Below are 12,415 nucleotides of genomic sequence, written 5' to 3'. Positions count from 1 at the left end.
CTAGCCGGCAGCCCGCAGCCTGCCCGCCCGCGCCTCGAAGACCATGTCGAGCAGCACCCCGGCGGCGGCGCTGACGGTGTTCGAGGTGACGACGACGGTCTCGGCGACGGGCGTGTCCCCGCGCAGGCCGGCGAAGTGCGCGCGATCAGTCTTGAGGGTGAACGACTGCGGGACGAGGGCGACGCCGAGCCCGAAGGCCACGAAGTCAAGAAGTGAGTGCACGTCGTTGACCTCGACGGCGACGCGCCGGTCGACCCCTGCCCCTGCGAGCGTGCGGTCGACCTGGTCGCGCGTGCCCCAGTCGGGGTTGAAGTCCACGAAGGACTGACCGGCCAGCTCCTGCAGCGCCACGGACTCCCGGCCGGCGAACGGGCTTCCCGGCGCGCACGCGAGCACCAGCGGCTCACCGGCGAGGGCGGACACCCGCAGGTCGTCGGCGATCTTCGGCTGGCGGGTGACGAACGCGAGGTCGAGCCTGCCCGCGCGGACCTCCTCGACGAGGTCGGCGTTGCCGGACTGGCGCATCCTGATCTCCACGCCTGGGTGAAGTTCGTGGAAGTGGGCGAGGACGGCCGGCAGGTGCACGACGTGCAGGCACTGGAGGCTGCCGACGGACAACGTGCCGCGCAGCAGGCCCTGCACGGCGGCGACGGCGTCCTTGGCGGACGAGATGCTGGCCAGGGCCCGCCGCGCCTCCGGCAGCAGGGCGCGGCCGGCCTGGGTCAGCTCGACCTGACGGGTGGTGCGCAGGAAGAGCGGTGCGCCGAGTTCGACCTCCAACGCCCGGATCGACGCCGAAAGGCCTGACTGGGCGACGTGCATCCGGCGTGCGGCCCTGGTGAAGTGGCTTTCTTCGGCGACCGCGAGGAAGTATTCGAGCTGCCTGAGTTCCACGATTCATCACCTGCGGTGCTCAATGAGATCACTTCTCTGCGTTGGACAGCTTAATCGCCAGGGTCCAGAGTGGGGTACATGCAGAAGCGTCGTATCGGAGAAGTGGAAGTCAGCGCCATCGGCCTGGGCGGCATGCCCATCTCCGCGCAGGGGAGGCCGGAGCGCTCGCAGGCGATCGAGACCATCCACGCCGCGCTGGACGCGGGCGTGACGCTCATCGACACCGCCGACGCCTACTCGCTCGACGACACCGACTTCGGGCACAACGAGGAGCTCATCGCCGAGGGGCTGCGCGGCCGTTCGGAAGAGGTGTTCGTGGCGACCAAGGGCGGTCACACGCGCGTGTCCGGCGGCGGCTGGGAGCTCGACGGGCGGCCGGAGTACCTGCGCAAAGCCGTCGACGGGTCGTTGCGGCGGCTCGGCGTCGAGCAGATCTTCCTGTACCAGTTCCACCGGCCGGACCCGAAGACGCCGATCGCGGAGTCGGTCGGCGCGCTGAAGGAGCTGCTGGACAACGGCAAGATCCGCTACGCCGGTGTCTCGAACTTCAACCCGGACGAGATCGTGCTGGCCAACGACATCCTCGGCGGGCGGCTCGCGGCGGTGCAGAACCAGTTCTCGCCGGTGTTCCGATCGAGCGAACCCGAGCTGGAGCTGTGCGCGAAGCTCGGCATCGCGTTCCTGCCGTGGAGCCCGTTCGGCGGGATCGGCAAGGCGGGGGCGTTGAGCGGTCCGTTCAAGGAGGTCGGCGACGCCCACGGCGTGAGCGCTCACCAGGTCTGTCTCGCGTGGATGCTCGCGAAGTCGGAAGTGGTAGTCCCCATTCCGGGTGCTTCTCGCCCGGCGAGCATCCAGGATTCGGCCCAGGCCACCCACCTGGAGTTGACCGCCGAGGAACTGTCCCGCCTGGACGGGTGACCCCGGTAGCAAATTGCGACAAATGGTCGCACGATCTAGTCCATGCGGACCTTGATCAGCATCGTGGCGATCGTCGCCGGCATGTCGCCGGCACCCGCGTCCGCGGCGCCCTTGCCCGAGGGCTCCGCGGACCACACAGCGGGCTCCCAGATCCTCAAGCACGAAGGCACGGGCGACCTTCGTTCCGACGACTCCCCGCCCACCGAGGGCAAAGTGCCCGGCATGGACGTCAGCAGCCACCAGGGCGACGTCGACTGGAAGTCCTCGTGGGACAAGGGCGCCCGGTTCGCCTACGTCAAGGCGACCGAGGGCACCACCTACCGGAACCCGAAGTTCACCCAGCAGTACAACGGTTCCCTGAACGTCGGCATGATCCGCGGCGCGTACCACTTCGCGCTGCCGGACCGGGCGAGCGGCGAGGCGCAGGCGAACTTCTTCGTCGACAACGGCGGCGGGTGGTCACCCGACGGGCGGACGCTGCCGCCCGCGTTGGACATGGAGTACAACCCGTACGGCGACACTTGCTACAACATGAGCCAGGCCGCCATGACCACGTGGGTGCGTGCGTTCAGCGACACGGTCTACGCGCGCACGAAACGTCATCCGGCGATCTACACGTCCACGAGCTGGTGGAACAAGTGCGTCGGCGGCTCGTACAAGTTCGGCGACGACAACCCGTTGTGGGTGGCGCACTACAACTCGAAGCTCGGGGCGTTGCCGGTGGGCTTCGACTTCCACACGATCTGGCAGTGGCAGGCGGCCGGGCTCTTCCCCGGCGACCAGAACCTGTTCAACGGCAGGTTCGAGCAGCTGCAACGGATCGCGTCGAGCTGAGCGGGGCCCCTGGATCGCAGGGGCCCCTTCAGCGGTTTTCTAGCCGAACAGGGCGGGGAGGGTGCCCTCCCAGGCCTCGCGCAGCTCGTCGAGTCCGAGCTCGCCCAGGTTCTGGATCTCCAGGGCGTTCGACTCCGGGTCGACGACACCGACCTTGCGCCACGGCAGGCGGCGCGCGGTGCACATGTCGACGAAGCGCTGCTCCTCCGTGCGCGGCACGGCGACCAGCACGCGGCCGGCGGACTCGCTGAACAGCTCGGTGAACAGGTCGCCCTGCAGGAACACCCGCGCGCCGACCTCGCCGATCAGGCACGTCTCGACCAGCGCCTGGGCGAGACCGCCCTCCGCCAGGTCGTGGGCGGCGCTGACCATGCCGTCCCGCGAGCCCGCGACGAGGACCTGGGCGAGCAGCTTCTCCCGTTGCAGGTCGACCTTCGGCGGCAGTCCGCCCAGGTGGCCGTGGACGTGGTGCGCCCACTCCGAGCCGCCGAACTCGGCCTTGGTCTCGCCGAGCAGCAACAGCGTCTCGCCGGCCTCGGCACCGATCCCGGTGGGGATGCGGCGGCGCACGTCGTCGATCACGCCGAGCACGCCCACGACCGGCGTCGGCAGGATCGCCGTGGTGCCGGTCTGGTTGTAGAAGCTGACGTTGCCGCCGGTCACGGGGATGCCGAGCTCCGCGCAGCCGTCCGCGAGGCCCTTCACGGCCTGCTCGAACTGCCACATGACCGCCGGGTCCTCCGGCGAGCCGAAGTTGAGGCAGTTGGTGACGGCGACGGGCGTGGCGCCGGTGGTGGCGACGTTGCGGTAGGCCTCGGCCAGCGCGAGCTTCGCGCCCTCGTACGGGTCGAGCTTCGTGTAACGGCCGTTGCAGTCGGTGGAGAGCGCGACGCCGCGGCCGGTCTCCTCGTCGATGCGGATCATGCCGCTGTCGCTCGGCTGGGCGAGGACCGTGCCGCCGCGGACGTACCGGTCGTACTGCTGGGTGACCCACTTCTTGGAGGCCAGGTTGGGGCTGGCCGCCATGATCTTGACGAGTTCCAGGAGGTCGTCCGGCCTGGGCAGGCTGTCCGGCGTGTTCGCCTGGAGCTCGTCCTGGTCGGCGGGGCGCGCGATCGGGCGTTCGTAGACCGGGCCCTCGTGCGCGACCGTGCGCGGAGGCACGTCCACGACGACCTCGTCGTGGTAGGTGATGACCAGCCGGTCGCCCTCGGTGACCTCGCCGATCTCGGTGGCGATGACGTCCCACTTCGCGCAGACCCGCAGGAACGCCTCGACGTTGGCCGGCTCGACCACCGCGCACATGCGTTCCTGCGACTCGCTGCTGAGGATCTCGGCCGGGGTCATGTTCTCGGCCCGCAGCGGCACGCGGTCGAGGTATACGTGCATGCCGCCGTCGCCCGCCGACGCGAGCTCACTCGTGGCGCAGGACAGGCCCGCGCCGCCGAGGTCCTGGATGCCGACGACGAGGTCCTGCGCGAAGAGCTCCAGCGAGCACTCGATCAGGACCTTCTCCGTGAACGGGTCGCCGACCTGGACGCTCGGCAGCTTCTTGCGCTTGCCGGCCGTGTCGTCGAACGTCTCGCTCGCGAGGACGCTGACGCCGCCGATGCCGTCGAGGCCCGTGCGCGCGCCGTAGAGGATGACCTTGTTGCCGGTGCCGCTCGCGTGCGCGAGGTGCAGGTCCTCCACGCGCATCGCCCCGACGCACAGGGCGTTGACCAGCGGATTGCCCTGGTACGACTCGTCGAACACGACCTCACCGCCGATGTTCGGCAACCCGAGGCAGTTCCCGTAACCACCAACGCCCGCGACGATGCCGGGCAGCACGCGCTTGGTGTCCTCGGCGTCAGGCTTGCCGAACCGCAACGGGTCCATGACCGCCAACGGCCGTGCGCCCATCGCGAGGATGTCCCGGACGATGCCGCCCACGCCCGTCGCGGCGCCCTGGTAGGGCTCGACGTACGACGGGTGGTTGTGGCTCTCGACCTTGAACGTGACGGCCCAGCCGTCGCCGACGTCGACCACGCCGGCGTTCTCGCCGATGCCCGCGAGCATCCTGCCGCGCATCTCGTCCGTGGTGGTCTCACCGAAGTACTTCAGGTGCACCTTGGACGACTTGTACGAGCAGTGCTCGCTCCACATGACCGAGTACATGGCGAGCTCGGCGTCGGTGGGGCGGCGGTGGAGGATCTCCTTGATGCGGGCGTACTCGTCGTCCTTGAGGCCCAGCTCCTTGTAGGGCTGCTCCTGGTCGGGCGTCGCCTCGGCGTTCTTGACGGTGTCGATCACGCGTTCACCACCGTGTCGAGCAGGGACAGGAACATGCCGAGGCCGTCGTCCGTGGGCCCCGTCAGCGCGTCGATGGCGTGCTCGGGGTGCGGCATGAGGCCGACGACGTTGCCCTTGGCGTTCGAGATGCCCGCGATGTCGTTGCGGCTGCCGTTGGGGTTCTCACCGACGTACCGGAAGACGATCCGGTGCTCGTCTTCGAGCTGCTTCAGCGTGTCGTCGTCCGCCTGGTAGCTGCCCTCGCCGGACTTCAACGGCACGAGGATCTCGGCGTTGCGGTCGTACCGGGTGGTCCACGAGGTCGTGTTGTTCTCGACCTTCAGCCACTGGTCGCGGCACACGAAGTGCAGCTTCTCGTTGCGGGTCAGCGCGCCGGGCAGCAGATGGGCCTCGGCGAGGATCTGGAAGCCGTTGCAGATGCCCAGCACCGGCATCCCCTTGTGCGCGGCCTCGACCACTTCCTGCATGACGGGCGCGAACCGCGCGATGGCCCCGGCCCGCAGGTAGTCGCCGTAGGAGAACCCGCCGGGCACGATCACCGCGTCGACGCCTTTGAGGTCGTGCTCGGCGTGCCAGAGCGGGACCGCTTCCCCGTCCGCGTACCTGACCGCGCGTTGCGCGTCTACGTCGTCGAGCGTGCCGGGGAAGGTGACGACACCGACCCTCATGCCTCGACCCTGCGCACGGTCCAGTCCTCGATCACGGGGTTCGCGAGGAAGGTCTCGGCGATCTTGGCGAGCGTGGCGTCGTCGACGTCGTCGGCGACCTCCAGCTCGAAGTGCTTGCCCTGGCGGACGGCGGTGACCCCGTCGAAGCCGAGACGAGGCAGCGCGTTCGCCACCGCCTGGCCTTGGGGGTCGAGGATTTCGGGCTTCGGCATGACGTCGACGACGACTCGGGCCACGACAGACTGCTCCTGAGGTTCGGAGAGGGGCTGGCGGTACCTCGGGAGCCTACCTGACCTGGGAGTTCATCCTCCCGACACGTGTTCGGGGGCACATCGTCACGGCTCCACCTTCGGGTGAACGACCTTGCCTCGACGGGGCCGTTTGGTAGTCTGGTGACAGCTTCGGCCCGTAAGCCGGAGAAGTGAGCACGGTGCCCGTCCGGACGGTCGGCCGCCGTGCTTCGCGCTTTCTAGGGCTTCCTCGTGTCGACGACCTTGCCGATCAGCGGCTGAGCACGGCGCAGCCAGTCATCTCCAGCGCCATAGCACCACGCGATGATGTCCGGGATCCACAACAACGGATCGCCCTCACTGGGCAGGTGCTCGTAGACCAGGCCAGTGCCCCGCGCGTACTTGCCGAGGCTGGTCCTGATCGTCAGGAGATCGTGCTCGTCGCGCGCCTCACGGCTGTCGAGCACGAGGCGTCCCGCACCCACGTCGAGCAGATCGCCTGTCAACCGCGCCACGCACGCCTGCCGCGCTCGTTCCTCACCCTTCCGGCAGCAAGCCAGGTAGAGGTCGACCTGAACCGAAGTGCGGACGAGCGCCGACAGGATCTGCTTGCGCCGGCCGGGTGTCTCCTTCTTGAAGTGGAGCTCGCGCTGGTTCGGCATGCGCAGCCCGTTGAGCAACTTTCGAAGTTTGGTCAGCTCGCGTGGCTGAACCACGGCAGCCGCCAGCAGGTACGTGTTGTTTCGCCGCGACTCGTCGACGAAGGCGTGCAGACTCACGGAACGTCCATCGGCAGGTGGCGAACACCAGTTCACCAACTCCAACCGATCGGGTCCGAACGACTCTGCATTGGACCTATTCCAACGAGCTATTTCGCCTAAAGCGAGACCACTGGCAGCCGAGGCCGATCGGACGGATGCTGGAGATCATGAAGATCCTCGTGCTCGGCGGAACCGTGTTCCTCAGCAAGGCCGTCACGGCGGAGGCCGTCCGCCGTGGCCACGAAGTGTTCTGCGCTGCCCGCGGCGCCTCCGGCGGCGTGCCGGACGGCGCCACGCTCGTCCAGGTCGACCGGGATCGGCCCGGCGCGTTCGAGAAGCTGGCCGGTGAGCAGTTCGACGCCGTTGTCGACGTGTCGAAGTACTCGGTGAACTGGGTTCGGGACGCCATCGCCGCGTTCGGCGGGACGACGCCGCACTGGACGTTCGTGTCCAGCATCTCGGTCTACGCCGACCACGGCACGGGCAGCGACGAACTCCTGCCCGCACTCGAAGACGATCCGAACGAGGAGTTCACGTCCGAGCGGTACGGCGGCGTCAAGGTGGCCAGCGAGATCGCGGTGCGGGAGGCGTTGGCCGGGCGCGAGTTCATCGTGCGGGCCGGGCTGATCACCGGGCCCGACGACCCCAGCGACCGGTTCGGGTACTGGCCCGCGCGGATGGCGCGGGGTGGCCGGGTTGTCGTGCCGGACAGTCCTGACCTGGGTTTTCAGCACATCGACGCGCGGGATCTGGCTCAGTGGATCGTGTTCGCGGCCGAGGAGCGGGTGACCGGGACGTACGACTCGACCGGGCCCGTCATGCCGTTCCAGATGGCCATCGGGGAGATCGCCGGGGCCACGGCGCCGCCCGGGACGCAGTTCGTGCCGGTCAAGGAGGCCGTGCTGCAGGAGTTGAAGATCAACCCGTGGGCCGGGCCGCGGTCGTTGCCGCTGTGGTTGCCGGCGGCGTGGGCCAAGATGGTCGGGCGGGACGTGAGCAACGCGCTGGCCAACGGGCTGCGCACCAGGCCGCTGGCCGAGACCGCGCTCGACTCGCTCGAGTACGAACGCGGCCTCGGGTTGGACCGGCCCCGCAAGGCCGGGCTCACTCAGGAGGAAGAGCTCGAGATCCTCACAGCAGTGAGTTGATCTGCGCGGCGACGAGGTCGATGCGCACGCCCTGGTTCGGGCAGCCGCCGAAGTGGTGGAGTCCGATCACCTTGTGCGTGCGCCTCGACAGCACGGGTGAGCCGGACGAGCCGCCCTCGGTGTCGCACATGTAGCTGATGTCGGACTGCGACGAGCTGCCGTTCACGCGTACGGCACGCACGACGCAGTAGCCACCGCCGTTGTTGTTGTCGCGCAACGACAACTTCTTCAGCTTTCCGGCCGGGTGGCCGACGATGTACATCTCCTCGCCCACGGCCGGGACGCGCGCGTCCAGTTCGAGGTAGCCGAACGAGCTGATGGCGGCGAAGTTGTTCACGGTGAAGAGGGTGTAGTCGAGCGCCGCGCTGTACTTCAGCACGGACGCCGCCAGCACCTTCGTGACGGTGGCCGAGGCCGTGCCGCCGCAGGTCGGGCACTGGTAGTTGAACCACACCTCGATGCCGGAGGTGCTGGTGAAGCAGTGTTCGTTGGTCAGCATGCGGTTGTTGGGGCCGACCCGCCACGCCGTGCACAGCGAGCTGCCGTTGCGCAGCAGCTTCGCCACGGACGCGGTCTTGCCCCACTCGGTCGGGTTGCTGGACTGGTAGCAAACGGCGTCCTTGTAGTCGTTCGTGCCGCAGATGCTCTGCACGGACGGCTGGGACGACATCTCCGCCTCGGTGTAGCCGCGGGTCAGCTTGTCGACCCGGACGCGCGACAGCGGGTTCGTCACCGAGACCACAGCCGATGAGCCGGTGATCGACATGGCCCAGAAGCCGGAGGCATCGACGGTCGCCGTCAACGACGACCGAAGATCTCTCGTGTACGTGTACTTCTCGGTGCCGTCAGGGTTCGACACCGTGAGCACATCACCTGGCAGGATCCGCAGGTCCGTGAAATGCAGCTTCACGTATCCGGAGCCCGGTCGTTCGATCACCGTCGAACGATTCGCGCCACCCACGCGGACCGAGACGCTTTCCTCGGTTCCGATTTCCTGCGTCTGCGGCGAAGCAGCCTGAGCAGGTGTAGAGGTGGTGGTAGCAGGGACGATGGACGTCATCGGCAGGGCGAGCGCCAGTGCCGTGAGGAGTTGCAGGGTTTTCCTCATGCCTTTCGATACTTCCGACGTCACCTGGTCGTGTCAGCCCGCCGAACGTCGGTAATGGAGGATTTCGTGAAACTTGTCCATTTCGGTCATGCCTGCGTCCTTCTCGACAACGGCACGACGCGCGTCCTGATCGATCCCGGCGCGTTCTCGGCGGGCTTCGAGGACCTCACCGACCTCGACGCGGTGATGGTCACGCACCAGCACGCCGACCACCTCGACGAGCAACGGCTGCCGGCGCTGCTGAAGGCCAACCCGCAGGCGCAGCTGATCGTGGACGAGGGCAGCGCGCCCAAGGTCGAGAACCCGACCGTCGCCCGGCCGGGTGACATGCTCAAGGTCGGCAACGTGTCCGTGAAGGTCGTCAACGGCACGCACGCGACCATCCACCCCGACATCCCGGTCATCCCGAACGCCGGGTACGTGTTCGACGACGGCGCGTTCTACCACCCCGGCGACGCGCTCTTCGTGCCGGACGAGGACGTCGACGTGCTCGGCCTGCCGGCCATGGGCCCCGTGGATGCGGGTCAGCGAGACCGTCGACTTCCTGCGCACGGTCAAGCCCCGGGTCGCCGTGCCGATCCACGAGAAGCTGCTGGCCAACCCGGGGTTCGTCTACAACCTGATCACGGGCCTGAAGCCCGAGGGCACGGACCTCAGGCCGCTGACGCCAGGCGAGGCGACGGCAGTTTGACGTAGGTGGTCGGCGTGGCGTCGTGGGCGAGCGCGATGTCCACGGCGTCGAGCACGGCCTGCCGGGCACCGGGCCGGTGCAGGTCGCGGGCGTCCACGGTGATCCGGGTCAGCCCGCCGCGGCGCGCGGACCGGGCCGTCGCGTAGACCAGCGCCAACGACCGCAGCTCACCGAAGCTGCTGCGTTCGGTCAGCGCGTGCAGGCGGCCCAGCGTCGCGAGCCCGCTGCCGACCTCGCGGACGGCGGTCGAGTCGGCGCACCGCTGGAACTTGTGCTTGGCCAGCGCGAGCAACGTCCCGGGCGACGCCACGCACCGCCGTGGGGCGAACGTGTCGGCGTTGAGCCCGATCGCGTCCAGCTGCAGGCGAGCTCCCGTCAACAGCAGCCCGGCCTCGTACGCCGGCAACCGCCGTTCACCGAGGCCGTGCAGCACGACGGCATCGCCCAGCGCGGACCGCTGCCGCACCCATTCCTGCGCCCTGCCGAGCTCGCGGGGGACCACGAGCAGCGACAACGGCACGCGCCGCGGGTCGAGACCCGCCGCGAGATCAGCGCATCGGTCGAGTGTCTGCGGACCGATGCCGGACAGAGAGACCACGAGCTGTGAGTGCACCTGATGAGTGCGCCACGCCGTGGTGACATCCGCGTGAAACCAGCGAGAACTCAGGCGAGCCAGTCAGCGAAAGACCGGCCAGTAAGGCGCTCGTAGGCCTCGATGTAGCGCGCACGGGTGGCTTCGACGACGTCGGCGGGCAGCGGAGGCGGCGGCACGTCCGACTTCCGGTCCCAGCCCGACTCCTCGGACGTCAGCCAGTCGCGCACGAACTGCTTGTCGAACGACGGCTGCACGCGGCCCGGCTCGTAGCCCTCGGCCGGCCAGTAGCGCGACGAGTCCGGCGTGAAGACCTCGTCCGCGAGGATCAGCTCCCCGGAGGCGTCCAGGCCGAACTCGAACTTCGTGTCGGCGAGGATCAGGCCACGCGTCAACGCGTACGCGCGCGCCTCGCTGTACAGCTCGATCGTGCGGTCACGCAGCTTCGTGGCGAGCTCGACACCGTGCTTCGCGGCGACGACGTCGAACGACACGTTCTCGTCGTGCGCGCCGATCTCGGCCTTCGACGCGGGCGTGAAGATCGGCGGGTCCAGTTCGGACGCCTCGACCAGGCCGGCGGGCAGCGCGATCCCGCACACCGCGCCGGTCGCCGTGTAGTCGGCCATGCCGGAGCCCGTCAGGTACCCGCGCGCCACGCACTCGACGTCGACCATCCGCAGCTTGCGCACCAGCAGCGCCCGGCCGCGGACCTCGGCGGGGATGCGCGGGTCGTCGAACGCCACCAGGTGGTTCGGGGCGAGCCGCTCGAACCAGAACACGCTCATCGCCGTGAGCACGCGCCCCTTGTCGGGGATCTCGGAGCTCAGGACGTGGTCGTACGCGGAGATGCGGTCGGACGCGACGAACAGCAGCAGCTCGTCGTCCACGTCGTACAGATCGCGAACCTTGCCGCGGGCGACGTGCTGGTAGTCAGCGAGCGTAGGCACGGCCTGAGCCTACGGGCCAGGTTTCGGAAAGCACGAACAGGCCCTCACCACTACAGATCAAGGCAAAAGAAGCTTAAGGTGCACCCGTGCTCACAAGAAAGGCCTTGTGGATCCCAGCTTTGGCCAGTGCAGCGTTGCTGATCGTGCTGGGTGTGGCCGGGTGGAGCTTCGACTCCAGCCCCATTTCGTCTCCCGCCTCAGGTGGCTCGCTGAACTCCAGCGTGCCCCAGGCCGTGAGCATCGTGCCGACCCCCGACGTCGCCGACATCACGGTCAAGACATCGTCGTCATCACCCTCGACGACCACCACCACGCCGAAGACGACGACGCCGAAACCGCCGCCGGCTCAGCAGCCTCCGCCCGTGCAGCAGCCGCCGACCTCGGAGACCCCGCCGCAGCGCGGGCTGACCGTCGCCGAGAACGGCACGTGCAACCCGGAAGGCGCGCGCGGGATCGACATCCTCGAACGAGAACTGGTGTGCCGCAAGGATCCCAGCCGGGGCGACCGGTTGCGCTGGCAGAAGGCCTAGTCGCGGGGCAGGGCCTGGGCCCACTCCAGCACGTCGACCTTGTCGCCGACCGCGATCGTGCCGGAACCGGCCACGGCCGCCTTCATCCCGAACGTCACGCCGCCGTCCGGGTCACGCCGGTAGGTGGCGAGCGTCCTGGTCGGTTCGGGGCCGTCGCGCAGTCCCGTCTCCTGGTCCACCATCGGCACCGCGCACCGCACGCAGTCCTTGGCGTAGCCCAGTTCCACGTCCCCGATCACCGCCCGCCGCACGCGGTCCTCCGTGTGCGGTTCCGGCCAGCCGGACACGACCACGTTGGGGCGGAAGCGGTTCATCGGCACGGGCGCGCCGCCGTGCTCCAGGATGCGCGCGTTCAGGCCGTCCAATGAGGACAGCGAGATCATCAGCACCGCGTGCGCGTCCGCGTAGCCGACGACGCCCGCCGTCTGCCCGCCGGACTCCCGGTGCAGGTCAGGCGGTGTCCGCACGAGCCGGACGGACCTGCCGAGCGCGTCCGAGAACGCCTGCGCGGCCTCGGTTCCCTGGTCGATGCCGGTGCCCTGCCACTTGTGCACGGTGACCGGCACCCGCGGCCCGTCGGCGAGGATCGGGAACGACCGTCCACCGTGGAGCAACGCGGTGTCCGTGAGGCGCGGCCGCAGCGCCGCCATCGCGGGAACCTTGCGCTGCGACAGGAACAAGCCGTCGTCGTCGACCAGCATCATCATCCGGTCGCCGCGCAACCCGGTCGGGTCCACGGCCGAGGAGGCGACGGAGTACCCGCCGCACCCCTTGACCGGGTAGACGACCAGGTCGGACACGA

General features: G+C 68.8%; 13 protein-coding genes and 1 pseudogene. 5 read left to right on the top strand and 9 right to left on the bottom strand.

All coding sequences use genetic code 11. The features are described 5' to 3' along the window. Positions 1–894, bottom strand: a complete 894-nt coding sequence (locus ACQEU1_RS28200) for a LysR family transcriptional regulator (protein ID WP_433207924.1) — start codon at positions 892–894, stop codon at positions 1–3. Between the two features lie 78 nt (positions 895–972). Between ACQEU1_RS28200 and ACQEU1_RS28195 the strand changes: the two genes are divergently transcribed. Next, positions 973–1,812 (top strand): aldo/keto reductase, encoded by an 840-nt coding sequence (locus ACQEU1_RS28195; protein WP_433207921.1) that lies wholly within the window; start codon positions 973–975, stop codon positions 1,810–1,812. Between the two features lie 42 nt (positions 1,813–1,854). After that, the gene (locus tag ACQEU1_RS28190; protein ID WP_433207918.1) at positions 1,855–2,646 is read left to right on the top strand and encodes a lysozyme; all 792 of its coding nucleotides are present in this window, start codon (positions 1,855–1,857) and stop codon (positions 2,644–2,646) included. 39 nt (positions 2,647–2,685) lie between these two features. Here ACQEU1_RS28190 and purL read toward each other — a convergent pair whose 3' ends face one another. From purL to ACQEU1_RS28170, 4 genes are all read right to left on the bottom strand, one after another. Beyond that, positions 2,686–4,938: a phosphoribosylformylglycinamidine synthase subunit PurL gene (gene purL, locus ACQEU1_RS28185; RefSeq protein WP_433207915.1), complete on the bottom strand. Its 2,253-nt coding sequence runs from the start codon at positions 4,936–4,938 to the stop codon at positions 2,686–2,688. Then, positions 4,935–5,606, bottom strand: coding sequence for a phosphoribosylformylglycinamidine synthase subunit PurQ (gene purQ, locus ACQEU1_RS28180; RefSeq protein WP_433207912.1), 672 nt, complete (start codon positions 5,604–5,606; stop codon positions 4,935–4,937). Before purQ ends, purL begins: the two co-directional genes overlap by 4 nt. Next, positions 5,603–5,842 (bottom strand): phosphoribosylformylglycinamidine synthase subunit PurS, encoded by a 240-nt coding sequence (gene purS, locus ACQEU1_RS28175; protein ID WP_030477798.1) that lies wholly within the window; start codon positions 5,840–5,842, stop codon positions 5,603–5,605. Before purS ends, purQ begins: the two co-directional genes overlap by 4 nt. A gap of 233 nt (positions 5,843–6,075) precedes the next feature. Next, positions 6,076–6,615, bottom strand: coding sequence for a hypothetical protein (locus ACQEU1_RS28170; protein ID WP_433207908.1), 540 nt, complete (start codon positions 6,613–6,615; stop codon positions 6,076–6,078). Positions 6,616–6,764: 149 nt separating this feature from the next. Here ACQEU1_RS28170 and ACQEU1_RS28165 point away from each other — a divergent pair, with 149 nt between their 5' ends. After that, entirely contained in the window at positions 6,765–7,745 is a 981-nt protein-coding gene (locus ACQEU1_RS28165) for an NAD-dependent epimerase/dehydratase family protein (RefSeq protein ID WP_433207905.1), read from the top strand. On the opposite strand, the gene ACQEU1_RS28160 is transcribed toward ACQEU1_RS28165, so the two are convergent. Continuing rightward, entirely contained in the window at positions 7,729–8,682 is a 954-nt protein-coding gene (locus ACQEU1_RS28160; RefSeq protein WP_433207902.1) for a trypsin-like serine peptidase, read from the bottom strand. The genes ACQEU1_RS28165 and ACQEU1_RS28160 overlap by 17 nt on opposite strands. Positions 8,683–8,919: 237 nt before the next feature. Here ACQEU1_RS28160 and ACQEU1_RS28155 point away from each other — a divergent pair. Further along, positions 8,920–9,544 (top strand): annotated as a pseudogene (locus tag ACQEU1_RS28155) (MBL fold metallo-hydrolase). On the opposite strand, the gene ACQEU1_RS28150 reads toward ACQEU1_RS28155, so the two are convergent. Then, complete coding sequence (locus tag ACQEU1_RS28150; RefSeq protein ID WP_433207899.1) at positions 9,507–10,142, bottom strand: DUF2334 domain-containing protein; 636 nt, start codon at positions 10,140–10,142, stop codon at positions 9,507–9,509. The pseudogene ACQEU1_RS28155 and the gene ACQEU1_RS28150 sit on opposite strands and share 38 nt — an antisense overlap. Positions 10,143–10,207: 65 nt before the next feature. Beyond that, complete coding sequence (locus ACQEU1_RS28145; protein ID WP_433207896.1) at positions 10,208–11,083, bottom strand: phosphoribosylaminoimidazolesuccinocarboxamide synthase; 876 nt, start codon at positions 11,081–11,083, stop codon at positions 10,208–10,210. A gap of 86 nt (positions 11,084–11,169) precedes the next feature. Here ACQEU1_RS28145 and ACQEU1_RS28140 point away from each other — a divergent pair, with 86 nt between their 5' ends. Further along, positions 11,170–11,613, top strand: coding sequence for a hypothetical protein (locus tag ACQEU1_RS28140; protein WP_433207893.1), 444 nt, complete (start codon positions 11,170–11,172; stop codon positions 11,611–11,613). Here ACQEU1_RS28140 and ACQEU1_RS28135 read toward each other — a convergent pair. Beyond that, positions 11,610–12,413, bottom strand: coding sequence for an MOSC domain-containing protein (locus ACQEU1_RS28135; RefSeq protein ID WP_433207890.1), 804 nt, complete (start codon positions 12,411–12,413; stop codon positions 11,610–11,612). The two genes, ACQEU1_RS28140 and ACQEU1_RS28135, sit on opposite strands and share 4 nt — an antisense overlap. Between the last annotated feature and the right edge of the window lie 2 nt (positions 12,414–12,415).

Origin of the sequence: Lentzea sp. CA-135723 (assembly GCF_050936595.1) — a bacterium.
Taxonomy (GTDB): Bacteria; Actinomycetota; Actinomycetes; order Mycobacteriales; family Pseudonocardiaceae; genus Lentzea.
This window is presented reverse-complemented; position numbering and strand designations above follow the sequence as displayed.